The organism is Brachybacterium sp. AOP29-B2-41 (genome assembly GCF_052378395.1).
Lineage (GTDB): Bacteria > Actinomycetota > Actinomycetes > Actinomycetales > Dermabacteraceae > Brachybacterium.
Genome location: NZ_JBQSXR010000006.1, coordinates 146,702 through 173,042, shown reverse-complemented (window position 1 = coordinate 173,042; position 26,341 = coordinate 146,702). Strand labels below are relative to the sequence as shown.

The following is a 26,341-nucleotide window of genomic DNA, read 5'->3' as shown; positions in this document are numbered from 1 at the left end:
TCGAGGCGCGCAGGGCCCCGGCTCCGGACCGTGATCGCCGTGCTCACCGTGCTCGGACTCCTCGGAATCGCCCTGCCCTGGCTGCTGCTGCGACACGACGGCCCCGACGACGTGGCGCGGGAGTACCTCGACGCCGTGATCTCCGGTGACATGGAGACGGTGCGCCGCCATGTGAGCCCGGTGGGTGGAACTCTCGACACCGCGATCAACACCGCGGTCCACCGGGCCACAGCCGGTGGCATCGCCGAGTACGTGATCGACCGGGTCACCCTGCACGGCACCTCAGCCGAGGTCACCGCCACCCTCCGCAACCGCCGTGAGGAGCACCGCACCGTGCTGCGCCTGCACGCGACCACCGCGGGCCCGTTCTCGCCGGTGGTCTGGGAGCTGGAGCCCATCCAGCTCCCGATCCTGAGCATCAGCCCGCTGACCGGGACCGATTCCATCCTCCTGAACGGTCAGCCGCTCGATATCCCCGAGGTGCAGTTCAGCGAACGGGGCGCGAATCGGATGGGCGTGGTCCTGCATGTCCTGCCCGGCAGCTACGCGATCGAGCTGCCTGCCGCGCAGCCGCCCCTGACCTCCCGCATCCGCGTCATCTACGTGCCGCCGGTCCTCGGCCAGTGGCAGACGGGCATGATCGACATCGACTACGGGCTCACCCTGCCCGCCGAGGCGCGGGTGAGATCACTGCTGCGCAGGGAGATCGCACAGTGCGCCGAGAGCACCTCTCCGCACCCGCTCGGCTGCCCGTTCGCGGTGGATCTGCCGGAGGGGACGGTCGGCTCCTGGACCGTGACCCAGCAGCCGGAGATCGAGTACATGAACATGCTCGGGGACAGCTTCCAGTTCCGCGGCGAGAACCTGGTCGCGGAGTTCACCGTCAGCGGGCGAGCGGGCCAGGTGCCGCTTCCGTCGTCCTCCCCGTCCTCCCCAGAGCCGGCATCATTCGCGGAGTCTCCGGATTCCCTGGCCCCGCCGGCCCTCGTCCCGGTGGGCACGGCGGCGTCGCAGCGGGAGCCGATACCCGGTTCGGTCCACGTCACCTCGGCACTCTTCGGAGCGAGCATCCACCGCTCCGAGGGCGGATATGAGCTCGCAGCCTGGAGCTACGCCGGGAACAGACCCCTGCCGCAGTGAACGGGCCGAGCAGCCTGGGAGGTGCTGCCTGGTGCCGACGGGAGCCGTGCGACGATCATCTGGCCCGGCAAGGGTGGGCCGGTCAGGACGAGTGACCGGGCAGCGCCGGGTTCAGCGGGAGTGCTGCACCCCGCGCCCCGGCAGCCGCAGCCGCTCGAGCGGCAGGAACGCCGCCCAGCAGATCGCGGTGGGCAGGAAGTGGATCCCCAGGAGCACCAGCGTGGACAGATGGAAGCCGAGGTAGAGCGCGACGGCGATGTAGAGGGCCCTCCCGCGCAGGAACAGCACCACCGGGGAGAGCGCCTCGAGGGCGAGCCCGGCCCACTGCGCAGGCACGAACACCCACGGGGTCACCTCCACCAGCCAGTGCGCCAGGGCGCTGCCGCGACGGATCGAGGCCCAGGTGAGGATCGCACTGTTGCCCCAGTTCGCGAGCGATCCGGAGTACAGGAGCTTGGGGACCACCGAGAAGAAGTAGGTCGCGATCACCGCGAGCTGGATCGCGCGCAGCGCCCAGCCTGCCGCTTCACTGGTACTGGTACTGGTACTGGCAGCCGGGGGAAGCGTGCCCGCGGGGCCGGTGCTCTCGGCCCCCGCGACGGTGGGCAGCACCGCCACCGCGACCATCAGCGCCATGTGGTCGTGGGCGATGTAGCCGTAGGAGTTGCTGTAGAGCATCCACAGCCAGAAGGCGAGTGCGACCACGGCGCCGGACAGCCGCGGCCGCCGGCCCGCGATCGCCGCCGCGCACCCGGCGAGGATCAGCACCAGCAGGGTGTACGCCAGCGGCGTGGTCACCGCCGGCAGGTGCAGCAGCCGCGCGAGCGCGAGCGGCGTGTAGAACCCGGCGTTGTTCGCGTGGGAGAGGACATCGCGCGAGAAGGTCAGCACATCCAGCACCACGAAGGCGTAGATGATCACCCGCAGCACCCTGATCCGGGCCAGGGGCAGGGCCGGGAACAGGATCGACCGCAACCGGGGCCGGGTGCCCCCCGAGGGTCGGGAGGCCGCAGCAGAGGTGGTGCTCATGGGGCCTTCCAACGGACCACCTCGACGAGCTCCTCCTCGCCATGGGCGGTGCCGCCCTGCAGGGACGTGATCCGCTGGCACAGCACCAGCGCATCCAGCGGCTCCTGCTCGGGGTGACGCCGGTCGTACTCGGCGGCCAGCGGGGCCAGCAGCTGCGGGTCGGACTCGATCGCCGGGAGATTGTTCTCCACGTCGGCCCGCTCGATGCCCACGCTCCGCGGTCCGAAGCGGATGTCGAAGGGCTCTCCGTCGCCGCGGATGCCCTGCAGGCAGGTGTTGACCACCTCTCCGTCGGGGTCGGTGCCGGAGGAGAACTGGTCCAGGACCCCGAAGGGGAACAGATCGTTCGAGCGGGTCAGCCCGCCCACCGTCAGCACCCCCACGCACAGCAGCACCGCCAGCAGCCGCCAGGCCATGGCGGCGGGGGCGAGGCGGACGGGGGGCGGCACGTGTCGAGGATATCGGGAAGGCCCGGCGTGCTCAGCGCAGCAGCGCGGCGACCTCATGGAGCATCGTCGGCTGCCACCAGGCCCAGTCATGGCCGCCGCTGTGTGCGTCCAGGGTGACGTCCAGGGCGGTGCCGTGCTGCGCGGCGCCGGTGACGAGTCCCTCGTGCAGCGCTCGGGAGCGGGCGGGCATGTCCCCCTCGTACCGGCCCACCTGGAGCCGCAGCCGCAGCGGTCCCGACGTGCTGCGCGCGGCTGCGCGCAGCAGCGGCGCGGTCAGGGCGCCCGCGGGATAGCGCCACAGCGAGACCGACTGCGCGATCACCGCCCCGATCAGCTGCGGGGCGCGGGCCACGGCGAAGAGTGCGGTGAGGCCGCCGAAGCTGGAGCCGGTGACGATCGTGCGTGCGGGATCGGCGGTGACGAGCACGCGCGCGCGTCCCCGGCCCGTGCCGAGACCGTACGCACGCAGGGAGGGCACCAGCTGCTCCGCGATCCACCGGGCATGCCCGCCGGGTACCCCGAGCACCTCGCCGCGCTGTGGTCCGGAGTCCACGAACACCGCAGCCAGCGGCGGCAGCACCCCGGCGGCGACGCCTCGGGCGAGCAGCGTCGGCGTGTCCAGATGCTCCACGTGCTGCGCGCCGTCGGTGAGGATGAGCAGGGGCAGCGGAGCTTCGGGGTCGAGGCCCTCGCAGCCCGCGTCCCCCGGGCGCGAGGCCCACCACCGGGTGCGCGGCCCGTCGCTCGGGGAGGCGAGCGGGAGCACCCGGGGGCCGGGACCCTCCGTCTCCGCGGCGCTCGGCGCGAAGGGTGCGTCGTCGGGGAGCGCGATGACCGAGCGCGCCGCCCCGCCGCGTCCGGCCCGGTGCCGGCGCGGGTTCCCCGGGTCGGGCACCACCTCCACGCCGGGTGCCTTCATGCCGGCGCTGCGCCACGGCGGCTCGCCGGGCCCGCGGTGCACTGCGAACCCATAGCTCGCACGCCAGTCCGCGGGGACCTCGAACACGCCCTCCCAGCGGCCGTTCCCCTGCGGCCGCAGCTCGCAGGCATCCGCCGGGGAAGGGTGCCACCAGCCGCTCGCCTGCAGCGCCACCGCGCTCGCCGCCTCTGCGGTGTGGCGGATGCGCACCAGGGCGCCCTCGCCCTCGCGCCGGAGCAGGTGCGGACCCGCCCCGTCAGCGGCGTCGTGCGCGCTGCCGTGCGCGCTGCCGTGCGCGGTGTCGTCGCGCCGACGGATCGGCGTCGGCTCCTCGCGTCCGGGAGGACGGGGCAGCGGCTCCCACAGCTCGGCGGGGAACAGCTGGTCCTCGGTCGCGGGGGTCATGGGCGGCTCCTGGTCTGGGCCCGCCAGGGCGGGACGGGAGGGGGGAGGGGCGGTGCGAGATCCCCGGGGACGGTCCTGCGGGTCACCGATTCCGGGGCGGCACCCGTGACCTGGCGGAAGGCGCGGGAGAAGCCGCTGGCGTGGGCGAAGCCCATGCGTCGGGCCACCGTCTTCACCGGCATCCCGGCGGCGAGCAGATCCTCCGCCTGCTCCGCCCGCACCTGGTTCCGCCAGCTCACGAACCCGGTGCCGGTCGCCTCCCGGACGGCGCGCTCGAGCGTGCGACGGTGGGGGCAGGGCGCGGTCGCGCCGCCCTCCAGACGCTCCCAGGTCGCCGGCGACCAGCTCCCGGCCGGGTCCCGGATCACCCGCTCGCGCAGCAGGTCCACCGGTGCCGGGGCGCCGCCGTCGAGGCGCAGCACGCCGGTGCGCTGCACGAGGCCGGCCAGCGCTCGCGGCAGCGCGGTCTCGTCGAAGCCCGGAGGTCGCAGCGCCGAAGAGCCGGCGACCGCATGATGCTCCGCGCGCAGCCGCGTCCGCGCCGGCAGGTACATGAGCTCGATGCGCCCCTCCGCCCCGTCGAGGGAGAGCCCGGTCCCGTGATGGAACACGGGCAGAGCGACACCCGCCTCCCGGGTGAGGATCCGGTGCGGCACCCCCGGCGGCACCGCGAGCGCCATGTGCTCGGCCAGGTCCACCGCGGCGCAGCCCCCGGCCACATCGCGGACCATCACGGTGGCCGGCCCGAAGGCGGCGATCACCAGCACGTGCTCGTCCCGGTTGGTGACCCATTCGATGTGCGAGGTGGGAGGAGGGCGCATCCGGTGCGAGGCCCCGCCGGCCATCCGCGAGCGGACCGCCTCTCCGAGTGCCCGCAGGCGGGACTCCGCGGGGCGCAGATCCGTCGTGCCCGCCACGGAGAGCGCCAGCAGCGCGGCCGCGAGGCCCCGGTCCACCTCGACCACCGGGCTCCCTGTCGGCGAACCGGTCCCGGGCGCGCCGCGCGGCGGCAGGAAGACGGGATGCAGGAGCGTCCCGGCGGGGACCTCGACGGTGTGCCGCTGCCCCGCGCGGAGCAGCAGGGCGCTGTCGGCAGGCACCGCGAGAGGGCGTGCCTCCTCTGCACCGGGCACTGCGTCGGACACTCCGACGCGCGCGCACCCGGTGCGGCACCACAGCACCAGATCGGCCTCGGCGTGCACGCGCGGGCGGAGGCGCACGGTGCGCGGCAGGGTGGTCGCCGCTGCGCCGCCGCGGTCCGGTGTCGCGATCGGATACGTGATGGCCTCCTCCGTGTGGTCCCACCGATGTAGCTGAGGCTTACCTTACTAGGGGCTGCGCGTCGACCGCCGCCCAGCGCACCCTCTCGAGCGAAGGACCCATCGTGCCCCTGCACCTCACCCGCCGTCATGCCCTCACCGCCCTCGGCGCCGCCGGACTCGGCGGCCTCGCCGCCGCCTGCGGCACCGGCGCCGACGGAGACGCCGCGGCCGCGGAGGACGCCGCCGCCCCGGACGCCTCGCGCGTGCCCGCCGGTGAGGGCGCCACCACCTACCCGCTCGAGCTGGTCTCCCCCTTCGGCACCACCACCCTCGAGGAGCGTCCCTCCCGGATCGCGGTCGTCTCCGGCATCCAGGACCTCGAGGCCGTGCTCGCCCTCGGCGCCTTCCCGGTGATCACCGATGAGATCTGGACCCCGTGGCAGCGCGAGGCGATGGAGGGCCACGAGGTCGAGGAGTACGACATCTGGGCCGATGCCGGCCTGCCCCTCGAGCAGCTCCTCGCCGCCGCCCCCGATCTCATCGTCGCGACCACCTACGGCAGCCTCGACCAGGACTTCGAGCGGCTCGCGCAGATCGCCCCGGTCCTGACCATGGAGTCCTACGAGGACCAGGAGTCCTGGGAGTACGACTGGCGGGACGTGATCCGTCGGGTCGGCCTCGCCCTCGACCTCGCGCAGACCGCCGAGCGCGTCGTCGAGGAGACCGAGCAGCTCGCCGTGGACACCGCTGCCGCCCACCCCGAATGGCAGGGCACCACCCTCTCCTTCGTGCTCAACCGCGGCGAGCAGGCCGGCATCTCCGTCTCGAACTACACCGGCTCCGTCGTCGAGGAGGTCGCCACGTCCTGGGGCTTCGCCCCGCAGCCGCAGGCCGACGCCCTCGCCGCCGCCCAGGGCGACGTCAGCCTCGAGAACCTGGACATGATCGAGGCGGATCTCGTGGTGATCGCCCAGCATGGAGGCCACGGCACGCCCGAGGAGGCACAGGCGTGGCTCGAGGCCAACCAGCTGTACCAGTCCCTGCCGGCCGTGCAGGAGGGACGGGTCGCGATCATCGAGCCCGACGAGGACGGCACCCTCCCCATCGCCTGGGGCTTCGACTACCCCAATGCGCTCTCGACCCCCTGGACGGTCGCGAAGTTCTCCGAGGCCGTCGCGCCGGTCCTCGGGTGAGCACGGCGACCACGGCGGCGCCGGGACGGCCGCACCGCGGTGCCCCAGCTCGGCCGGCCCGCCGCCGCGGTCGGCGGGCCGTCGGCCTCACCGCAGCGGCGCTGGTCGTCCTGCTGCTGCTGGCTGTGGCCTGCTCGATCGCGGTCGGGGCGCGGGAGGTGGCCGTCCTGGACGTGCTGCGCGCTGAGCTGGGGGTGGAACTCGTCGTGGATCCCGACGAGCGCTACATCGTGCTGTCCATGCGGGTGCCGCGCAGCCTGACCGCCCTCGCCGTCGGCGCCGCCCTCGGTGTCGCGGGGGCGCTCGTGCAGGCCCTGACCCGCAACCCTCTCGCCGACACCGGCATCCTCGGGGTCGACGCGGGCGCCGCCTTCTCCGTCACCCTCGGCATCGCCCTCACGGGCGTGGTGGGCATCAGCGGCTATGCCTGGTTCGCCTTCGCCGGCGCGCTGCTCACCACCGTCGCGGTGCACCTCATCGGCGCGACCGGCCGCTCCGGCCCCGACCCGCTGCGCCTGGTGCTGGCGGGCCTCGCCCTCGGCGCCGTGCTCAGCGGCATCACCGGGATGGTGACCCTCGCCGATCCCGACACCTTCGACGCCATGCGCTCCTGGACGGTGGGCACCCTCGAGAACCGCGGCACCGCCCACCTGCTGCCGATGCTCCCGTATCTCGGCCTCGGAGGGCTGCTGGCCCTGGCCTGCGCCGGCTCGCTGAACGCCCTCGCGCTCGGGGACGAGGTGGCCATCGCCCACGGCGTGCCCGTGCGCGCCGTGCGCGTCGCGGTGATCGCGGCGATCACCCTGCTGGCCGGGAGCGCGGTGGCGATCTGCGGCCCGATCGGCTTCGTGGGGCTGATGGTGCCGCACGTGATCCGCTGGTGCGTGGGCCCGGACCAGGTGCGGCTGCTGCCGCTGAGCGCCCTCGGCGGTGCCGTGCTGCTGCTGGCCGCGGACGTGCTCGGACGTGTCCTGGTGGCGCCCGCGGAGATGCCCGCCGGGGTGGTCACCGCCTTCGTCGGCGCCCCGGTGCTGATCGTGCTGGTGCGCGCGCGCAGGAGGCTGAGCGGGCTGTGACCGACCTCGACCGCCGCCCGGCCGTGCTCTCGGCGCACCGGGACCGCTTCCTCCACCTCGCCCTGGGCCCGGTGCGGCTCCGCCTCGAGCGCCGGGCGCTGCGCCTGTCCGCCGTGCTGCTGCTGACGGGGGCCGTGGTGAGCCTGCTCGCCCTGATGCTCGGGGACTACCGCCTCTCCGGGCAGCAGGTGTTCGCTGCGCTCGCCGGGCGGGGCGACGAGATCACCACGGTCATCGTCCGGGACTGGCGCCTCCCGCGAGCCCTCGCCGCCCTCGTGTTCGGCGCCGCGCTCGCCGTCTCCGGCGCCGTGTTCCAGTCCCTCACCCGCAATCCCCTGGCCAGCCCCGACATCATCGGCTTCTCCACCGGCTCGTACACCGGGGCGCTGCTGGTGCTGCTCGTGCTCGGCGGTGGCTACCTGCAGGTCGCGGCCGGGGCGATCACCGGCGGCATCGCCACGGCGCTGGTGATCTATGTGCTCGCCCACCGCCGCGGGATGCAGGGCTTCCGCCTGATCATCGTCGGCATCGCGGTCTCCTCCATGCTCGGCGCGCTGAACTCCTATCTGCTGCTGGTCGCGCGGCGCGAGATCGCCCTCGGCGCCGCGATCTGGGGAGCCGGGTCCCTCGCGAGCGTCGACACGACCATGCTGCGGTGGGGCACGCTCGCCATCGGCCTGCTGCTCGCCCTCGTCGCGACCGTCGCCCCGGCCCTGCGGGAGCTCGAGCTGGGCGACGATGTCGCCCTCGCTCACGGGGTGGTGAGGCGGCGCGTCTGGGCCGTCGCCGTGGTCGCGGGCGTGGCGCTGACCGCCGTGGTCACTGCGGCCTGCGGGCCGATCGCCTTCGTGTCCCTGGTGGCGCCCCAGATCGTCCGGCGCCTCGCGGGACAGGGCGATGCCCCGCTCGTGCCCACCGCCCTGCTGGGCGCGGTGCTGCTGGGCGCCGCCGACCTGGTGGGCCAGCACGCCCTGCCCCAGCCGGTGCCCGTGGGCCTGGTGACCGTCGTGGTCGGCGGCTGCTACCTGCTCCATCTGATCCTGCGCGAGAGGCGCCGACGGCGCCCCTGACCCCCGCCCCTGCGCCTCCCTTCCCGCCCTGCCCCTGCCGATCCCTGACCCCGCCCCGTTCGAGAGGAACCCCTGTGCGCTCCCTGCGAGACTGGACCTTCTACCCCATCACCACCCGCGAGCTGGTGGTGCGCGCCGCCGTCGACGTGACCCCGGCGATGCGCCGCGTCACCCTGGGCGGCCCCGGCCTGGCGGCGCACACCGCCCCCTCCGGCCACCGCGTGCAGGCCTTCCGCTCCGACGGCTTCGACGACGAGTTCAAGCTGTTCCTGCGCCATCCCGAGGAGCCCGTCGCCCTGGTGCCCGCGCAGCTCGACGGCGTGCTCGACTGGCCGCGCCACCCTCACCTGATCTCCCGCACCTACACCGCTCGGCGCTGGGACCAGGGCGCTCAGGAGCTGGACGTGGACCTGGTGCTGCACGGGGACGGGCCCGCAGCGGCCTGGGCGCGCACGGTGCAGGTCGGGGACAGCGTGCAGATCGCCGGCCCGAAGATGTCCGGCACCCATCCCCGCGGGGCGGACTGGTCGCTGATCGTGGGCGACGAGACCGCGCTGCCGGCGATCGGCCGCTGGCTCGAGGAGTTCCCCGAGGGGGCACGGGCGCAGGTGTTCGTCGAGGTGGGGGAGGACTCGCACCGTCAGGAGCTGACGGTGCCGGAGGGGGTGGAGCTCACCTGGCTGGTGCGCGAGGGCGCCCCGGCGGGGTCCACCAGCCTCCTGTTCGACGCCGTCCGCGCCGCCCCCTGGTGGCCGGGCACGGTGTTCGCCTGGGCGGCGGGGGAGGCTCTGACCCTCGCCCCGCTCCGCCGCTGGCTGCGCCGTGAGAAGCAGCTCGACCCCGAGCAGCTCGACGTCACCGGGTACTGGCGCCGGCCCGCCGCCGCGGACTCCTCGGGCCCCGCGGAGGCCACCGGCGGAGCCCTCCCCGGGGGTGCCGAGCCGTCGGGCGACGGCTCCATCGAGAAGGTCGCGACGGCTGCGGCGGCCGCGACCGGTCCGGAGGAGTCGGCCCCCGGGGCCGAGCCCCAGGAGGACGAGGATCTGCTCCACGCCGCCGAGCTGGTGGGCCCGATGGCGCTGCGGATCGCCGCCACGATCGGCCTCGGCTCCCACCTCGCCGACGGCCCGGCGACCACCGCCGAGCTCGCCGCACGCAGCGGCTGCTCCGAGAGCGGTCTGTCGCATCTGCTGCGCTATCTCGAGGCCATCGGGATCGTGCAGCGTGACAGGCGTGACAGGGAGGCATCCGGCACCTGGTGCTGGGTCTTCACCGCCCGCGGGCTCGAGATGAGCGACGAATGGTACGAGGACCGCCTGCGGCTGGACGGCCCCCACGGGCTCGAGCAGCTCGCGATCCTCGGCCTGCTGCGTGCCGTGCGCACCGGAGTCGGCGCCGACGTCGAGCAGGTGCTGGAGGGGCTCGGCATCGTCGAGGCGTCGACCCGGCACCAGCGGCGGCAGGACCGGCTGCGGGCGGAGGCCGACCGTGCCGTCTTCCTGGCCGGCCCGCTCGCGGAGGCGGAGGCGCTCGCCGACTGGTCCGCGCTGCGGATCTCGGGGCGTGGGGCCGACGAGATCGCCCTTGCCCTGCGCCGTGCGCGACCTGCGGCAGAGCTGTCGGTGCTGGTGGATCCGACGGACGCCGAGGCGATGCGCGAACGGCTCGCCGGCGCCGCCGTCACCGTCGAGGAGCAGGGGCTGTTCGCCCCGTCGCCGAGCCCGGCGGACGCTCATCTCCTGGTGGACCTGCTGGACCGCTATCCGGACGATGCCGCGATCGCGGTGCTGCGCGCCGCAAGGGCGGCCTGCGGCGGCGGGCGCGTGGTGCTGGTGGGCGAGGCGCTCGAGGACGAGGCGCTGGACGAGCACGAGTGCGAGGACGATCTGCTCGCGTTCGCCCGGGGCGAAGCGGGGCTGCGCACCCGCGCCGAGCGCGACGAGCTGGTGCGCCGGGCCGGTCTCGAGGTCGTCTCGGCCTCGAGCGTGGGATGGGGGTTCGATGTCCGCGTCCTCGCCTGAACCCGTGGGGCAACGCCCGGTGCTCGGCGTCGAGCAGGTGACCCTCGGTTACGGCGAGCGGGCGATCTCACGCGACCTCGACCTGCAGATCCGGCCCGGCTCCTTCACCGTGATCCTCGGCCCCAACGCCTGCGGCAAGTCGACGCTGCTGCGGTCGCTCGCGCGGGTGCTGACCCCGTCGGCGGGCCGCATCGTGCTGGACGGGAAGGATCTGCACCGCCTGCGCGCCCGGGACGTCGCCCGCCGGCTGGGTCTGCTGCCCCAGACCGCGCTCGCCCCCGACGGGATCACCGTCGTCGACCTCGTCTCGCGGGGTCGGTTCCCGCATCGCAGCCTGGTGCGCCGCTGGACTGACGAGGACGACGCCGCCGTCGAGCGCGCCCTGGCCGCCACCCGCACCGTCGAGCTCGCCGACCGCCTCGTGGACGAGCTCTCCGGTGGCCAGCGGCAGCGGGTCTGGGTGGCGATGCTGCTCGCACAGGAGACCGAGCTGATGCTGCTGGACGAGCCGACCACCTTCCTCGACATCGCCCACCAGTACGAGCTGCTCGAGCTGCTGCGGGGCTTCCACGAGCACGGGCGCACCCTCGTCGTGGTCCTCCACGACCTCAACCAGGCCGCGCGCTACGCGACCGACCTGGTGGTGATGCACGAGGGCGAGGTGGTGACCACCGGGGCACCGCAGGACGTGGTCACCCCCGCGCTGCTGCGGGACGTCTTCTCGCTGGACTGCCTCGTGGTGCCCGATCCCGCCTCCGGCACCCCCATGGTGGTCCCGACGGTTTGTACTCGATAATTCCCCGGGTGTCATTCTCCGAGGTGCCATTCTCGGTAAAAGTTTCACCAAACAATGGCTCGGACTTGGCATCGAACTGACCGGAAGTGCTGGTGGGACGGGCACGGTGGGGGAGGGTCGACGCCCGTCGTCGGCCGCACTCTTCCCCGCCCCTTCCCCCGTGGCCGTCCTCAGGAGCCCCCGAATGCCTGCACCCGCCCGTGTCCCCACCCATCGTGCCGACGGCTCCGCGGTGTACTTCCACGGCCTCCGCGTGGCCCCGAAGATGGCGGCCGCGACCGGCGGCGCCGTGATCGCGGCCGGCCTGGGCATCTCCGGGGCCGGGGTCGCCACCGCCGATACCGGTGTCTGGGACAAGGTCGCCCAGTGCGAGTCCGGCGGCAACTGGTCGATCAGCACGGGCAACGGCTACTACGGAGGGCTCCAGTTCTCCCCTTCCACCTGGAAGGCCTTCGGCGGCCACGAGTTCGCGAGCCAGGCGAACCAGGCCACGAAGTCCGAGCAGATCGCCATCGCCCAGCGCACCCTGCATGAGCAGGGCCCCGGAGCGTGGCCCACCTGCGGCAAGCGGGCAGGTCTCACCAGGTCCAACGGTGGCGCGGATGCGAACGCCCAGCCCGGCGGCCGCGAGGACTCGGCCTCCCGCGACGACGTGCGCACCAGCCCCGGCGCACTCGCGGTCGACGGCAAGTTCGGGGCGGCGACCACCCGCTCGCTCGAGGCCTGGGTGGGCGTGAGCCAGGACGGCTCGCTCTCGACCGCCGACATCAAGGCGCTGCAGTCCAAGGTCGGTGCCACCGCCGACGGGAAGATCGGCGCCGAGACCACCACCAAGCTCCGTGCGGCGATGGGCCTGAGCGGCAACGGCGCCTGGGACTTCCGCTCGAACTACGCGACCGTGAAGGCGCTCCAGTCCTTCCTCAACAGCGGAGCTCCGGCCGCGAGCGCCCCCGCGCCCTCGGCACCGACCGCCCCGGCTCCCTCGGCGCCGAGCAGCGGCGCACTCGTCGTGGACGGGAAGTTCGGTCCGGCCACCACCCGTGCGCTCGAGGCCTGGGTGGGCGTGAGCCAGGACGGCTCGCTCTCGACCGCCGACATCAAGGCCCTGCAGTCCAAGATCGGTGCCACCGCCGACGGGAAGATCGGCGCCGAGACGACGGCGAAGCTCCGTGCCGCGATCGGCCACGGCAGCAACGGCGTGTGGGACTTCCGCACCAGCTACTCCACCGTGAAGGCGCTGCAGGAGCACCTCAACGGCTGAGCCGCCGCAGGCGGGAGCCCCGCTCAGCTCCGACACCTGACGCAGCGCGCCGACCCTTCGGGGTTGGCGCGCTGCGTCGTGCTGTCTCTTTCCAGGACGTCCCTGTGGCCGTAACCCCTCGTTCCGAGGGGTCTCCTCGCGGCGCAGAGTGCAGTGCATCTCCCATTCCTCCACGAGGAGAGGTATAGTCGCATTTCAGACAAGCCGGACAAGCAGGGCAAAACGGACATCAGATGGGTGTGGGTCGCGATGGTGCGGACGGACCCGCTCCCGGTGCTGGGCCTGACCGCTCCATCCCGGCTCCGATCGCTGAGAGGTGCACGTGGCATTACCGCAGACAGTCAAAGCTGCTGGACCCTCGGTCCCTCTGCTCGGCGGTCGATCTCCGCTGCGAGCCTCCACCTGGTCCGCGCGTCCTCGCCGCAAGGACCGCAGCGATGACCGCCTGGTCGTCTCCATGATCGTCGCGGCGGACCTCCTGGCGCTCGCGGTGGCCTGCGTGATCGCGGTCCTGATCCGGCAGAACCTCGCGTTCCTGGATTCCGCTCCGAACCTCTCCGGTTACGTGGTGCGCACATCGGTGGTGATCGCCACCGCCTGGATGCTCGCCATTCTGATCTCCGGCGCGTCGAACCCCCGACTGGTGTCCGCTGGACCCGAGATCTACCGCAACGTGCTGGTGGGAAGCCTCGGAGCGGTGGGGCTCACCGGTGCGGTGCTCTTCCTTGCGGATATCCCGCTCTCCCGCCCCTACTTCGTCGCCCTGTTCCTGGTGGGTCCCCTGCTCCTGCTGCTGGTACGGGTGTTGGCCCGGCGCTGCGTGAACGTTGCCCGCGCCCGGGGGCACCTGCGCTCGCAGGTGCTCGTGGTCGGCTCCACCGGGCATGTGCGCGGCATCGTGCGCACCCTGACCCGAGAGGTCTGGCTGGGCTACGACGTGGTCGGTGCCATCACCCCGATCAGCGATGCGCGCCGCGGCGAGGGCGCCGGCGTGCCGATCCTCGGCGACGAGTCCCAGCTGCTGGATCTGGTGCGCGCGCAGCAGCCTGACGTCGTGCTGTTCACCGCCGGCTCGTCGGCGAGCGCCGAGGAGTTCCGTCGCGTCGCCTGGGAGCTCGAAGGGATCGAGGTCGGAGTCATCGTGGTCCCGGGCATCAGCGAGATCTCGGGCGACCGGATCCGGATGCGGCCTGTGGCCGGACTCCCGCTGGTGCACATGGACCTGCCGCGCGCCCGCAAGGCGCTGCGCTGGAGCAAGCGGCTGTTCGACATCGCCGCGAGCGCTCTGCTGCTGCTGATCCTGGCGCCGGTGCTCCTCATCGTGGCACTCTTCGTGCACCTCGGCGATGGCGGCGCGGTCATCTTCCGTCAGCAGCGCGTGGGCCGCACCGGCGAACCCTTCGAGTTCCTGAAGTTCCGCTCCATGGTGGTCGATGCGGAGGCCCGCCGGGCCGAGCTCGAGCAGCTCGCGCGCGACCGCGGCAACGACGTGCTGTTCAAGATGTCCGATGACCCCCGCATCACCCGGGTGGGCAAGCTGCTGCGCCGCTATTCCCTCGACGAGCTGCCCCAGCTGTGGAACGTGCTGCGGGGTGACATGAGCTTGGTCGGCCCGCGGCCCGCCCTGCCCCAGGAGGTCAGCGGGTATGACGGGGACGCGCACCGGCGCCTGGCCGTGCGGCCCGGGATCACCGGGCTCTGGCAGGTCTCCGGTCGCAGCGACCTCTCCTGGGATGACACCGTTCGACTGGATCTGTTCTACGTCGACAACTGGTCCTTCATGCAGGACCTCCTGATCCTGGTGCGCACTGCGCGCGCCGTGCTGGCCTCCCGAGGGGCGTACTGAGCGACGCTTTCCCCGGGGCGGGGTGACGCCCTCGCGTGAGGGAAGTGCTGAGCCCTCATGCGGGGGCGTTCCGCTGTCCTGAGCAGGGCTGGGCCGGGGGGAGTGGGCGACGGTGCCGGCGGCTCCCGAAGGGGCTCGAGCGTCTCATGTGCGGAGGAAGGGGACCCCGGTGATGAACATGTCATCACCGGGGTCCCGGATGCTGCGGAGTGCTGGTCGGAGGATTCAGCTGACTCCGGCTGACTGGAGCTCAGCGGAGGCGGTGATCGCGGCGAGCGCCCGCCGCAGGGCGGTGCTGGAGGTGTGGACGGTGTAGGGGAGGTATCGCACCTCGACCCCCACCTCGGCGAACTGCTCCTCCAGCAGGAGCCCCTTGGGGGTGCCGCGCCAGTCGTCGCCCTTGAAGAAGTGCGTGAAGCGCATGTCTCGCCAGGCATCGAGCTTCGACGGGGTGGTCTCCACGTAGACCCGATCCACGAAGCGCAGGTTGCGCACGATTTCGGCACGCTCTCCGGTGGGGATCACGGGCTCGATGCCCTTGACCTCGCGCAGCATTTCGTCGCTCACCACGCCGGCGATCAGCACATCGCAGTGCTGCTTGGCACGGCGGAGCAGATTCAGGTGCCCCACATGGAAGAGGTCGAACGCTCCTGCTGCGTATCCGATCCGCATAGTGACCTCCCGGTCCGTCCCGCCGACATTGCTGAGGTGCCGGTCATCCCCCAAGTCTACCCGGCATAAAGGGAAAAAGGGGTAAATCGGACATCGCGATTCGTGGGGAAGGTCTGGCATGCCGGACGCAGCACCAGCGCGGCTGAATGAGTCTCCGGATGACGCTCTGCGGCGTCCTGTATGAACCCGCGCGACTCTGCGAGAACCAGCTCGCCGAGGATGTTCATAGGCGCACATCTTTCTTTCCCGCGATCGCGGGAGGCTCGTAGCTTTCCGGTCATGTCCGCTACCACGACGCTGCCCGAGCTCGAGCGCACCGCCCCGGTGCGCCATCGTCCTGCGCTCAGCTACGAGCTGTTCCCGGCGCGGAGCGATGTGTCCTTCGAGCGGCTGCGCGAGACCATCGCGCAGCTCGAGGCGACGGGACCCGACTACGTCTCGGTGACCAGCCGTGCTCGTCACGGCAATCTCGCGCGCGTCATCGAAGTCACCGAGCACGTGCTGGCCGAGACCAGCCTGCGGCCCCTGGTGCACCTCACCTCGATCGGCTCCACCCGGGCGCAGCTCTCCACGATCATCCACGCGCTGCTGGACCGCGGCGTGCGCGGCATCCTCGCACTGCGCGGCGACCAGTCCGAGGGGCACAGCCTCGAGGACGACGAGATCCCCTTCGCGCGGCCCCTGGTGGAGCTGATCCGCACCATCGAGCACGAGCGCACCGCCACCCTCGCCGGCGGCCGCGTGAGCATCGGCGTGGCCGCCTATCCGCATCGTCATCCCGAATCACCCACCACCAGCCACGACACCGAGGTGCTGGTCGCCAAAGAGCGGGCAGGCGCGGACTTCGCCATCTCCCAGGTGTTCTTCGATGCCTCCGTCTACTGCGGTCTGCTCGCCCGGGCGCGCGAGGCGGGGATCCGGATGCCGATCGTGCCCGGCCTCGTGCCCGCCACCAACCCGCGCCGCCTCGAGCGCCTCGCCGCGATCAGCGGTGTCGAAGCGCCCCGCGACCTCCTCCACCAGCTGGAGATCGCCTCCGACGAGGTCGAGCGACGCCGCATCGGCGTGCGCTTCACCGTCGACCTCGCCCGTCGGGTGCTCGACGCCGGGGCCCCCGGCGTGCACCTCTACACCTTCAACTCGCACGGCGACGCGCTCGACGTGCTCGATCACCTCGACCTGGACCGCTGGTCCACCACCCAAGGAGAGACCCGATGACCGCTCAGATCGCCCCGCTGCCCGCCGCCACCCCCGTCGGCTACCCCCGCATCGGCCCCGCCCGAGAGCTGAAGAAGGCCGAGGAGGCCTACTGGGCAGGGCGCATCGACCACGCCGAGTTCGCCCGCCGCACCCGCGAGCTGCGCCGCGCCACCCGCGCGCGCCTGGCCGAGCTGGGCCTCGACGCCGCCGGCGCCGCGCCCGAGTCGTTCTCCCTCTACGACCAGGTGCTCGACGCCGCGCTCGCCGTCGGGATCATCCCGGACCGCTTCGCCTCCGTGCTGGGTGCGGACGGCACGATCGACGACGACGGGCTCTTCGCCCTCGCCCGTGGCACCGCGGAGCAGCCGCCGCTGGAGATGACCAAGTGGTTCGACACCAACTACCACTACCTGGTGCCCGAGATCGGCCCCGATACCGACCTCCATCTCGCCTCCACCCGGATCGTCGACCTGTTCACCGAGTCCCTCGAGGACGGCACCGGCACCCGTCCCGTGCTGGTGGGTCCGCTGACCCTGCTCCTGCTGGCCAAGGCGCAGGACGGCGCGCCCGAGGGCTTCGACCCGCTAGACCGCCTGGACGATGTCGTCGCCGTGTACGCCGAGCTCCTGAATGCGCTGCACACCGCCGGCGCCGGCTGGGTGCAGCTCGACGAGCCCGCCCTCGCCGCCGATCAGCGCCTGGCCCAGCCCGAGCTCGCCGACGCGCTGCAGCGCTCCATCGGCCGCCTCGTCGAGACGGTGCCGCGTCCGCAGCTGCTGGTCACCACCCCCTACGGAGGCATCGGCGATCTGCTGCCCGCGCTGCTCGCCACCGGCGCCGAAGCTGTGCACCTCGACCTCACCCGCGGAGAGCTGCCCAGCGCTCAGCAGCTTGCCGGGATCGGCTCCACGCAGCTGGTCGCGGGCCTCGTCGAGGGACGCTCCGTGTGGCGCACCGAGCTGCCGACGGCCGCTGCCCGCCTGGCCGAGCTGCGCCGCCGCGTCACCGAGGCCGGGGGAGCGGCCGACGCGATCTCCGTGTCGACCTCCGTGTCCCTCCAGCACGTCCCGCACACGCTCGAGCTCGAGACCTCGCTGTCTGCCGAGCTCGTGGCCACCCTTGCCTTCGCCGACGAGAAGATCATCGAGATCGTCACCCTCGCCGCCGGCGGCATCGAGCCCGGAGCGGTCGATGGGCCGCGCTCCGTGCCGCGCGCCTTCGACGGCGTGCAGGTGCCCTCCGTGCGCGAGCGCGCCGCCGCCGTCACGTCCGCGGACACCGAGCGCGTCGCCTACGAGGAGCGGGCCGAGGCCCAGCGTCAGGCCCTCGGCCTGCCGGACCTGCCCACCACCACCATCGGTTCCTTCCCGCAGGTGGGGGAGGTGCGTGCCGCCCGTGCCGCCCACCGCAAGGGCACTCTGGACGATGCCGGCTATGAGCAGGCCATGAAGGAGGAGATCGCGCGCGTGATCACCCTTCAGGAGGAGCTGGGGCTGGACGTCCTGGTGCACGGCGAGCCCGAGCGCAACGACATGGTGCAGTACTTCGCCGAGAACCTCGAGGGCTTCGCGACCACCGAGCACGGCTGGGTGCAGTCCTACGGCTCCCGCTGCACCCGCCCCTCGATCCTGTTCGGCGACGTGCACCGTCCCGCGCCCATCACGGTGGGCTGGGCGACCTACGCCCAGTCGCTCACCCCGCGCCCCGTCAAGGGCATGCTCACCGGCCCCGTCACCATCCTGGCCTGGTCCTTCGTGCGCGATGACCAGCCCCTCGGGGACACCGCCGCCCAGGTGGGCCTCGCCCTGCGCGACGAGGTCACCGACCTCGAGGCCGCCGGGATCAGCATCGTCCAGGTCGACGAGCCCGCCCTGCGCGAGCTGCTCCCGCTGCGGGAGGTGCAGCACGCGGACTACCTCGACTGGTCCGTGCGCTCCTTCCGCCTCGCGACCTCCGGTGTGGACACCGCCACGCAGATCCACACCCACCTCTGCTACAGCGAGTTCAATGTGGTCGTGGGCGCGATCGACGCCCTGAACGCGGATGTCACCTCGATCGAATCGGCCCGCTCGCGCGGTGAGATCCTCGAAGCCATCGACCCCGGTGCCTTCCCCCGCGGCATCGGCCCCGGGGTGTGGGACATCCACTCCCCGCGCGTCCCCGCCGCCGAAGAGATCGCCGAGCAGCTGCGCCGCGCACGCGCCGTGGTGGGCCCTGAACGGCTGTGGGTCAATCCTGACTGCGGCCTGAAGACCCGCGGCTACTCCGAGACCGAGGCCAGTCTTCGTCACCTCGTCCAGGCGGTGCGCGAGGTGCGCGCCGACGCGGAGGTCCCGGCCGGCGCCTGAGCTCCTGACGGGTCCGGCCGGTCCGCCGCAGGTGGGCCGGCCGGACCTGTCAGCGCGAGGGGGAAGCTCCCCTTCGGACGTGCCCGTCGACCCCTTCCCCTTTTCGGGCAAATCGGACATACTGACGTCATGCGAGGGATCATTCTGGCCGGCGGCACGGGGTCGCGACTGCACCCGTTGACGATCGGCGTCTCCAAACAGCTGATGCCGGTTCACGACAAGCCGATGATCTACTACCCGCTGAGCACACTGATGCTCGCCGGGATCCGGGACATCCTGGTCATCACCACCCCGGAGGACAGCGCCGCCTTCCGGCGGGTGCTCGGCGACGGAGAGCGTTTCGGCGTGAACCTTCAGTACACGGTCCAGCACAGTCCTGACGGCCTCGCCCAGGCGTTCACTCTCGGTGAGGAGTTCCTGGACGGCCAGAAGGCCGCGCTGGTGCTCGGCGACAATCTCTTCTACGGCCAGGGGATGGGGGCCCAGCTACGACGCCACCAGGATCTCGAGGGTGCCGCCGTCTTCGGCTATTGGGTGAAGGACCCCACCGCCTACGGCGTCGTGGAGATGAGCGAGGACGGCCGCGCCCTCTCCCTGGAGGAGAAGCCGACGGTCCCGCGGTCCAACCTCGCGGTGCCGGGGCTGTACTTCTATGACGAGACGGTCGTGGAGCGCGCGAAGGCGCTGACCCCCTCGGCCCGAGGCGAGCTGGAGATCACCGACCTGAACCGCGGCTATCTCGAGGACGGCGCCCTGAGCGTCGAGGTGCTCACCCGCGGCACGGCATGGCTGGACACCGGCACCTTCGGCGACCTCGCCGCCGCCGGCGACTTCATCCGCACCGTGCAGCAGAGGCAGGGCCTCTCCATCGGTGCTCCCGAAGAGGTCGCCTGGCGCATGGGCTACCTCAGCGACGCCGAGCTCCGCGAGCGCGCACTGCCGCTGATGAAGTCCGGATACGGCCGCTATCTGCTGGACGCGCTCGAGCGCGAGATCGCGGACCGTCCGCTGCACCTCCACCCCTCGGCAGCGGCGCTGCGGGCATCGGCATGACCGCCCGCCGGCTCCTGGTCACCGGCGGTGCCGGTTTCATCGGCTCCGCCTTCGTGCACCACGTCGTGGCTCATACCGATGACACCGTGACGGTGCTGGACAAGCTCACCTACGCCGGTCACCGAGCCTCTCTCGACGATCTGCCGACGCAGAGGGTGCAGCTGGTGGTGGGGGACGTGGCCGATCCGGCGGTGGTGGATCCGCTGGTGGCGTCGGCCGATGCCGTGGTGCATTTCGCGGCGGAGTCCCATAACGACAACTCGTTGTCCGATCCCTCGCCGTTCCTGCAGACGAACCTGGTGGGCACCTTCACCCTGCTGGAGGCGGTGCGACGGCACGGCACCAGGTTCCACCACATCTCGACGGACGAGGTGTACGGCGACCTGGCGCTGGACGACCCGCAGCGCTTCACCGAGTCCACGCCGTACAACCCGTCGAGTCCGTATTCGGCGACGAAGGCCGGGTCGGATCTTCTGGTGAGAGCGTGGGTGCGCTCGTTCGGGGTCGCGGCGACGATCTCGAACTGCTCGAACAACTACGGCCCCCGCCAGCACGTGGAGAAGTTCATTCCCCGCCAGATCACGAACCTGATCGACGGGATCCGGCCCCGCCTCTACGGCGCGGGGCTGAACGTGCGCGACTGGATCCATGCCGAGGACCACTCCAGCGCGGTGCTGCGGATCCTGGACGCTGGGGAGATCGGCCGGACGTACCTGATCGGGGCCGACGGAGAGAAGAGCAACAAGGAGGTCGTGGAGCTGATCCTGCAGATGATGGGCCGGGAGAGCGATGACTACGACCACGTCACCGACCGCCCCGGCCACGACCTGCGCTACGCGATCGACGCCACGGCACTGCGTGAGGAGCTGGACTGGTCCCCGCGGTTCCGGGACTTCGAGGCGGGCCTCGCGGCGACCATCCTGTGGTACCGCGACAATGAACAGTGGTGGCGACCGCAGAAGGCAGCCACTGAAGCGAAATACCAGCTCGCCGGCCAGTGACCACGGATGCCCCGTCGGTCCGAGCCCGTGACCGAGAGGACCCCATGACCGAGCTCGCAGTCCGCACCACCCCGATCCCGGGACTGCTGGTGATCGATCTTCCCGTGCACGGGGATGCTCGGGGCTGGTTCAAGGAGAACTGGCAGCGGCAGAAGATGGTCGCCGCGGGACTGCCGGACCTCGGGCCGGTGCAGAACAACATCTCCTACAACCAGGCCGTCGGGGTCACCCGCGGCATCCACGCCGAGCCCTGGGACAAGTACATCTCCGTCGCCACCGGGAAGGTGTTCGGGGCGTGGGTGGACCTGCGGGAAGGGCTGAGCTTCGGGACGACGTACTGGCACGAGATCACTCCCGAGGTCGCGATCTTCGTGCCCCGCGGCGTCGGCAACGCCTTCCAGACTCTCGAAGCACCCGCCGCCTACACCTATCTGGTCAACGACCACTGGTCCGCGGCCGCGCAGACGCAGTACACCTTCCTGCACCTGGCCGACGAGACTGCGGCGATACCTTGGCCGATCCCGCTGGAGCAGGCGGAGCTCTCGGCGAAGGACCACGCCCACCCGCGGCTCGCGGACGTCGTCCCGGTCCCGCCGCACCGCACCCTGGTGGTCGGTGGGGGAGGACAGCTCGGCCGGGCCCTGGCCGCGCGGTGGTCGGATCGCCACGACGTCGACGTCGTCGGCCGCGACCGGCTCGACCTCGCCGATCCGGGCTCCCTCGAGGCCTTCGATTTCGCCCCGTACGGCACGATCGTCAACGCCGCCGCCCACACTGCGGTGGACGCCGCCGAGACGCCCGAAGGCCGACGAGAAGCATGGGCGGTGAACGTCACCGGCGTCGGCCACCTGGTCGAAGCGGCCCGCACGCACCGGGCGACGCTCGTGCACGTCTCGAGCGACTACGTCTTCGACGGCGCGCACCCGGTGCACGACGAGACCGAGCCACCGAGCCCGCTGGGGGTGTACGGGCAGACCAAGGCCGCCGGCGACCAGCTCGTCGCGACCCTCCCGGACCACTACCTCGTGCGCACCAGCTGGGTGATCGGGGAGGGGAATAACTTCGTGGCCACCATGGTCGGCCTCGCCGAGCGCGGCATCGACCCCGCTGTGGTGGACGACCAGATCGGCCGCCTCACCTTCACCGTGGACCTCGCCGCCGCGATCGACCACCTGCTCACCACCCGACCGAGCCCCGGGACCTACAACGCCACGAACGACGGAGAGCCGCTCAGCTGGGCGCGCATCGCCGCCGAGGTCTTCGCCCTGACTGGCCACGACCCGGCGCGGGTGAGCTCCGTGAGCACCCATGAGTACTACGCCGGCAAGGACCGCATCGCCCAGCGCCCACCCAGTTCGACGCTCGACCTCACCAAACTCCGGGCCACCGGCCTCACTCCGCGGGACCAGCTCACGGCGCTGCGGGATCACCTCGCCGCATCCCTGGCACTCCCGAGCCGCTGATTCCCGTCTCGGACCGTCTGCCCATCATCCCGAGCAGCGACCGCTGTGGGAGCCTTCTGCCATGACGCACCTCCCCGCCGACAGTCACGTCCACAGCGAGTACTCCTGGGACACGGGAGGCCCCGACTCCGCCGCCCGCGGCACCATGGAGGCCACCTGCGCACGCGCGATGCGCATCGGCCTGCCCGCGCTGTTCTTCACCGAGCACCTCGACCTCGAGGACGCCTGGTTCAGCGACCCGGCGGACTTCGGTGACCACGAACGCCACCTGCTGGGGCCCGACGGTCGGGTCAGCGTCCCCCGCTTCGACGTCGACGGCTACTTCGAGAGCATCGACCGCTGCCGAGTGACATTCCCCGAGCTGCGGATCGGCACCGGGCTCGAGATCGGCCAGCCTCACCTGCGCCTGGAGGCCGTGCAGCAGCAGCTGGACCTCTCCCGCTTCGACCGTCTGCTCGGCTCGCTCCACACCCTCGAGATCGAGGAGGGCCGCGCCGAGCCGGACACCCTCTTCCGTCGCCTGCCGGCGGACGACGTGATCCGCCGCTACCTCGCCGGGGTCCCGGCTCTGGTGGCAGGTGACGAGCCCTTCGAGATCGTCACCCACCTCGACTACGCCCTGCGGTACTGGCCCGAGGAGCTCGAGGGGCCCGTCGATCCCCGGGACTTCGAGGACGAGTTCCGCACCGCGCTGCGCGCCATCGCCCGCAGCGGCCGCGCGCTGGAGATGAACACGCGACGGCTCTGGCCGTGGATGCCCCGGTGGTGGAGCGAGGAGGGAGGTCGGGCGATCAGCTTCGGCAGCGACGCGCATGCTCCCCGGGCCCTCGCCCACGGGTTCCCCGAGGCGGCCGCGATGGTCGAGGCCTTCGGGTTCCGGGCCGGTGCCACCCCCCAGGAGCTCTGGCGCCGCTGACCCGGGGCCGCGGTCGTCGACCACGGTCCCGGAGCGTTCAGAGAGGCACCACCAGCGGCCGTCCGCTCACCGGATGCTCGAGCACCGTGACCCGCTGGCGGTAGACCCGTTCGATCCGTTCCGGCGTCAGGACCTCCTCGGGCGTTCCCAGAGCAGTGAGCGCGCCCTCGGAGAACACGGCGAGCCGGTCGCAGTAGCGGGCCGCGAGGGAGAGATCGTGCAGCACCACCAGCACGCACCGGCCGTCGTCCGCGAGTGTGCGGGCGCGCCGCATCAGGGTCTCCTGATGGCGCAGGTCCAGGGCCGCGGTGGGTTCGTCCAGCAGGACGATCGCCGTGTCCTGGGTGAGGGTGCGGGCGAACACCGCCCGAGCCAGCTCCCCACCGGAGAGCGTGGTCACATCGCGCTCGGCCAGCTCCTGGATCTCGGCGGCGCGGAGCGAGGCGGCGATGAGCTGCTCGTCGCGGTCCGAGGCGTCGTGCGGGGCGCGGCCCATCTCCACCAGCTCATGCACGGTGAAGGAGAACGCCTGGCCGTGCTGCTGGGTCATCACCGAGCGCTGCCGGGCCAGGGGTTTGGCCGGCCAACGGTGCGGCGCGGTCCCGGCCAGCAGGATCTCGCCCTCGGAGGGCACCAGGTCCCCAGCCAGCAGGGACAGCATGGTGGACTTCCCCGCCCCGTTGGGGCCGACCAGTGCGACCAGTTCGCCGGGCGAGGCGTCGAAGCTCACCCCGTCCAGGAGCTGCGCCCCGCCGATGCGGAAGCCGACCTCGCGCACCTGCAGGCACGACGCCGGAGCCGTCGCTGCGCTCATAGCTGCACCGCCCGCGAGCGCAGCACCAGAGCGAGGAAGAACGGCGCGCCGAGCAGTGCGGTGAACAGTCCGATCGGCACCTCCGCCGGTGGGGCGACCACCCGGGAGAGGGTGTCGGCGACGACGATCAGCAGCCCTCCCAGCACGGCGGAGACCGGCAGCAGGGTGCGGTGCCCGGGCCCGCACAGCAGCCGCACGATGTGCGGGACCACCAGGCCGATGAAGCCGATGGTGCCCGTGAAGGCGACGGTGGTGCCCGTCAGCAGCGCGGTGATCACGATGACCAGGCGGCGGGTGGAGTTCACATCCAGTCCCAGGTGCTTCGCCTGTCGTTCTCCGAAGGTGAGCAGGTCCAGGCGCCGCGAGAGCGCGATCAGCAGGGCGATCCCCAGCAGCACCGGGATCGTCACCACCGCCAGCCGCACCCAGGTGATCGAGCCCAGTGAGCCCATCTGCCAGAACACCACGGACTCCAGCTCGTCATCATCGGCGGCGAAGGTGAAGAAGCCGGTGGCGGCCGCGAAACCGGCGCCCACGGCGATCCCCACGAGCAGCAGCCGGGCGGTGCCGGTGCCTGCGGACGGCCGGGCCAGGGCGTAGATCAGACCGGTCGCGAGCAGACCGCCGACGAAGGCGGAGGCCGGCACGATCCACGCCACCAGCGCTCCCGTGAGCGGGGGCAGCAGCACGATCGCGCCGACGGCACCGGTGGAGGCGCCGGCGCTGACGCCGATGATGCCGGGATCTGCGAGCGGGTTGCGGAACAGGCTCTGCAGGGCGGCGCCGGAGACGGCCAGCGCCGCCCCGGTGAGGGTCCCGAAGAGCACGCGCGGCATGCGCAGGTCCATGACCACCGTGGTCTCGAGCGCCCCGGAGCCCGCGCCGACGCCGAGGATCTCGCGCCCGGTGACCGCGAGCACGGTCGCGGGGGTGAGCTCGATCGGTCCGGAGCCGATCGCGAGCACGATCGCGATCAGCAGCACTCCTGCGGCGACGGGGAGTGCCGTGAGGAGCGGGATGCGGCGTGTTCGCTCGGTGCGGGTGCGGCTCACGCCGTGAGGTCGGCCAGCGCCTGGGCGAGTGCGAGCGCCCCGGCACCGACGGCGGAACCGGAGACCTTGATCTGCTCGCTGGGCATGAGCAGGAAGTTCGAGGCCTGCCCGGCGGGGGTCTGTGCGAGTGTGGGGAAGGCGGAGAGGAAGCCCTCGAGGCCGCCCCACTCCTCGAGGTCCCCGGTGCCGGTGATGAGGACATCGGGGGCGAGATCCAGCAGGCCCTCGTCGCTGAACTCGACCGAGTAGCCGCGCAGGCCCGCCTCCGCACCGCAGTTCACCGCGCCGACGGCCTCGAGGATGTCCGCGGCAGCGGTTCCCGTGCCCACCACCGCGTTCGCGCCGCCCGCGCCGGAGGAGGTCACCACCAGCACGCGCAGCTCCTTGGCCGCGTCCCCGGCGGCCGCGGAGGCCTGGGACAGCTGCTCCTCGACCGCGCCCGCCAGCTCCTCGGCGGACTCAGGATCGCCGATGAAGGTGCCGACGGTGCGGATCTTGTCCGCCACCGCCTGCTGGTCGTCGACCACCGCGGCGGAGAGCCCGGCGGAGCGGAACTGCTCGGCGACATCGCCATGACGCTTGACGTTGTTGCCGAGGAAGCAGGTGCCGTCCACGGAGAGCAGCCCCTCGGTGCCGGTCTGCTGGGAGAACTCGAACTGCTCGGGGGCGTCGAGTGCGGCCGGGGCCACGGAATTGGTGGGGGCGGCGTAGATCAGCGCGGAGAGTCCCATCGCCGCGAGCATGTCCGCGATGTCCTCGCCGCCGACGATGGTGCGCGAGAGGTCCTCGATGGTCACCTCAGCACCGGTGCCGTCGGTGACGGTGACCGGCAGCGCCGGGGCTGCGGAGACCGTCGGGGCACCCGTGCCGTCCACCCAGGTCCAGCCCTCGGGCAGATCCGTCGGTGCCCCGGCGGACGGGGCGCCCCCGGTGCCCCCTGCGTCCGAGGGACCCGAGTCGTCGCGGCCGGCGTCCGTGGGCTCGGCGGACCCGCAGGCGGCCAGGGCGGTGAGGGCGGCCAGAGCGGGGGCGGCGGCGAGCAGGTGGCGGCGGGGCAGAGGCATGAGGAAGCGGATCCTTGCTGGACGGGCGGGCGCACCCGCATGACGACGACCTTCGGTGAAAGGTGAGGCTAACCTTAGTGACATCGCTGCAGGCTGGAGGTCGTCGGTGCCGTGATCGTCCTCACTGCGGCTGCGCTGCGGCTGCGCTGCGGAGCGCCAGTGGTGTCGTGCGGCTCGACGTCGACCCGCTCTCGCGGTGGGCGTGATGGCGGTCCTGCACCCTCGGTCCAGTGGTTGGGGTGACCTTGGCTTTCGCACAACCGATCGGTAGCCTGGGTGAGTCGTGGGGGA

The 26,341-nt window shown here is 72.2% G+C and carries 22 protein-coding genes; 14 read left to right on the top strand and 8 right to left on the bottom strand.

All coding sequences use genetic code 11. The features are described from left to right. The first annotated feature begins 30 nt into the window (after positions 1–30). Complete coding sequence (locus tag ACT3T9_RS08180) at positions 31–1,140, top strand: hypothetical protein (RefSeq protein ID WP_444606279.1); 1,110 nt, start codon at positions 31–33, stop codon at positions 1,138–1,140. A gap of 111 nt (positions 1,141–1,251) precedes the next feature. Here the strand turns inward: ACT3T9_RS08180 and ACT3T9_RS08175 are convergent, their stop codons facing one another. From ACT3T9_RS08175 to ACT3T9_RS08160, 4 genes are read right to left on the bottom strand one after another with little or no spacing between them, the layout of a single operon-like run. After that, the gene (locus ACT3T9_RS08175; protein ID WP_444606278.1) at positions 1,252–2,169 is read right to left on the bottom strand and encodes a hypothetical protein; all 918 of its coding nucleotides are present in this window, start codon (positions 2,167–2,169) and stop codon (positions 1,252–1,254) included. Beyond that, a complete protein-coding gene (locus tag ACT3T9_RS08170; RefSeq protein WP_193115775.1) occupies positions 2,166–2,618 on the bottom strand; it encodes a hypothetical protein in 453 nt (150 codons plus the stop codon). Before ACT3T9_RS08170 ends, ACT3T9_RS08175 begins: the two co-directional genes overlap by 4 nt. Positions 2,619–2,649: 31 nt before the next feature. Continuing rightward, positions 2,650–3,942 carry an alpha/beta hydrolase-fold protein gene (locus ACT3T9_RS08165; protein ID WP_193115774.1) on the bottom strand — a complete coding sequence of 431 codons (1,293 nt, stop codon included), beginning with the start codon at positions 3,940–3,942 and terminating at the stop codon, positions 2,650–2,652. Further along, the gene (locus tag ACT3T9_RS08160) at positions 3,939–5,042 is read right to left on the bottom strand and encodes a helix-turn-helix domain-containing protein (RefSeq protein ID WP_441446238.1); all 1,104 of its coding nucleotides are present in this window, start codon (positions 5,040–5,042) and stop codon (positions 3,939–3,941) included. The genes ACT3T9_RS08165 and ACT3T9_RS08160 overlap by 4 nt, the downstream gene beginning before the upstream one ends. Positions 5,043–5,326: 284 nt before the next feature. Between ACT3T9_RS08160 and ACT3T9_RS08155 the strand changes: the two genes are divergently transcribed. The 7 genes from ACT3T9_RS08155 (at position 5,327) to ACT3T9_RS08125 (ending at position 14,467) form a co-directional block, all read left to right on the top strand. Further along, positions 5,327–6,397: an ABC transporter substrate-binding protein gene (locus tag ACT3T9_RS08155; protein WP_441446239.1), complete on the top strand. Its 1,071-nt coding sequence runs from the start codon at positions 5,327–5,329 to the stop codon at positions 6,395–6,397. Continuing rightward, positions 6,394–7,473: a FecCD family ABC transporter permease gene (locus ACT3T9_RS08150; protein ID WP_193115771.1), complete on the top strand. Its 1,080-nt coding sequence runs from the start codon at positions 6,394–6,396 to the stop codon at positions 7,471–7,473. Before ACT3T9_RS08155 ends, ACT3T9_RS08150 begins: the two co-directional genes overlap by 4 nt. Next, the gene (locus tag ACT3T9_RS08145) at positions 7,470–8,543 is read left to right on the top strand and encodes a FecCD family ABC transporter permease (RefSeq protein WP_319021460.1); all 1,074 of its coding nucleotides are present in this window, start codon (positions 7,470–7,472) and stop codon (positions 8,541–8,543) included. The genes ACT3T9_RS08150 and ACT3T9_RS08145 overlap by 4 nt, the downstream gene beginning before the upstream one ends. Positions 8,544–8,617: 74 nt before the next feature. Then, positions 8,618–10,564: an SIP domain-containing protein gene (locus tag ACT3T9_RS08140; protein ID WP_319021459.1), complete on the top strand. Its 1,947-nt coding sequence runs from the start codon at positions 8,618–8,620 to the stop codon at positions 10,562–10,564. Positions 10,565–10,568: 4 nt separating this feature from the next. Continuing rightward, entirely contained in the window at positions 10,569–11,360 is a 792-nt protein-coding gene (locus ACT3T9_RS08135) for an ABC transporter ATP-binding protein (protein ID WP_441446241.1), read from the top strand. Positions 11,361–11,544: 184 nt separating this feature from the next. Then, entirely contained in the window at positions 11,545–12,621 is a 1,077-nt protein-coding gene (locus ACT3T9_RS08130; RefSeq protein ID WP_193115769.1) for a transglycosylase family protein, read from the top strand. A 322-nt stretch (positions 12,622–12,943) separates the two neighbouring features. After that, a complete protein-coding gene (locus tag ACT3T9_RS08125) occupies positions 12,944–14,467 on the top strand; it encodes a sugar transferase (protein WP_319021458.1) in 1,524 nt (507 codons plus the stop codon). Between the two features lie 225 nt (positions 14,468–14,692). On the opposite strand, the gene ACT3T9_RS08120 is transcribed toward ACT3T9_RS08125, so the two are convergent. Next, on the bottom strand, positions 14,693–15,139 hold the full coding sequence (locus ACT3T9_RS08120) for an adenylyltransferase/cytidyltransferase family protein (protein WP_193115768.1): 447 nt from the start codon (positions 15,137–15,139) through the stop codon (positions 14,693–14,695). Between the two features lie 279 nt (positions 15,140–15,418). On the opposite strand from ACT3T9_RS08120, the gene ACT3T9_RS08115 reads away from it, so the two are divergent. The 6 genes from ACT3T9_RS08115 (at position 15,419) to ACT3T9_RS08090 (ending at position 23,120) form a co-directional block, all read left to right on the top strand. Then, positions 15,419–16,357, top strand: a complete 939-nt coding sequence (locus ACT3T9_RS08115) for a methylenetetrahydrofolate reductase (RefSeq protein ID WP_193115767.1) — start codon at positions 15,419–15,421, stop codon at positions 16,355–16,357. Next, complete coding sequence (metE, locus tag ACT3T9_RS08110; RefSeq protein ID WP_444606277.1) at positions 16,354–18,687, top strand: 5-methyltetrahydropteroyltriglutamate--homocysteine S-methyltransferase; 2,334 nt, start codon at positions 16,354–16,356, stop codon at positions 18,685–18,687. The genes ACT3T9_RS08115 and metE overlap by 4 nt, the downstream gene beginning before the upstream one ends. A 129-nt stretch (positions 18,688–18,816) precedes the next feature. Next, complete coding sequence (gene rfbA, locus ACT3T9_RS08105; RefSeq protein WP_444601009.1) at positions 18,817–19,740, top strand: glucose-1-phosphate thymidylyltransferase RfbA; 924 nt, start codon at positions 18,817–18,819, stop codon at positions 19,738–19,740. Then, positions 19,737–20,741 carry a dTDP-glucose 4,6-dehydratase gene (gene rfbB, locus ACT3T9_RS08100; protein WP_444601010.1) on the top strand — a complete coding sequence of 335 codons (1,005 nt, stop codon included), beginning with the start codon at positions 19,737–19,739 and terminating at the stop codon, positions 20,739–20,741. The genes rfbA and rfbB overlap by 4 nt, the downstream gene beginning before the upstream one ends. 44 nt (positions 20,742–20,785) lie before the next feature. Continuing rightward, a complete protein-coding gene (locus ACT3T9_RS08095) occupies positions 20,786–22,204 on the top strand; it encodes a sugar nucleotide-binding protein (protein WP_444601011.1) in 1,419 nt (472 codons plus the stop codon). 61 nt (positions 22,205–22,265) lie between these two features. Further along, positions 22,266–23,120 (top strand): PHP domain-containing protein, encoded by an 855-nt coding sequence (locus tag ACT3T9_RS08090; protein ID WP_444601012.1) that lies wholly within the window; start codon positions 22,266–22,268, stop codon positions 23,118–23,120. 37 nt (positions 23,121–23,157) lie between these two features. Here ACT3T9_RS08090 and ACT3T9_RS08085 read toward each other — a convergent pair whose 3' ends face one another. Genes ACT3T9_RS08085 through ACT3T9_RS08075 form a run of 3 tightly spaced genes read right to left on the bottom strand, consistent with a single transcriptional unit; the run spans position 23,158 to position 26,050 of the window. After that, positions 23,158–23,934, bottom strand: a complete 777-nt coding sequence (locus tag ACT3T9_RS08085) for a heme ABC transporter ATP-binding protein (RefSeq protein WP_444601013.1) — start codon at positions 23,932–23,934, stop codon at positions 23,158–23,160. Continuing rightward, the gene (locus tag ACT3T9_RS08080; RefSeq protein WP_444606276.1) at positions 23,931–24,986 is read right to left on the bottom strand and encodes a FecCD family ABC transporter permease; all 1,056 of its coding nucleotides are present in this window, start codon (positions 24,984–24,986) and stop codon (positions 23,931–23,933) included. Before ACT3T9_RS08080 ends, ACT3T9_RS08085 begins: the two co-directional genes overlap by 4 nt. Continuing rightward, positions 24,983–26,050 (bottom strand): ABC transporter substrate-binding protein, encoded by a 1,068-nt coding sequence (locus ACT3T9_RS08075; RefSeq protein ID WP_444601015.1) that lies wholly within the window; start codon positions 26,048–26,050, stop codon positions 24,983–24,985. The genes ACT3T9_RS08080 and ACT3T9_RS08075 overlap by 4 nt, the downstream gene beginning before the upstream one ends. Between the last annotated feature and the right edge of the window lie 291 nt (positions 26,051–26,341).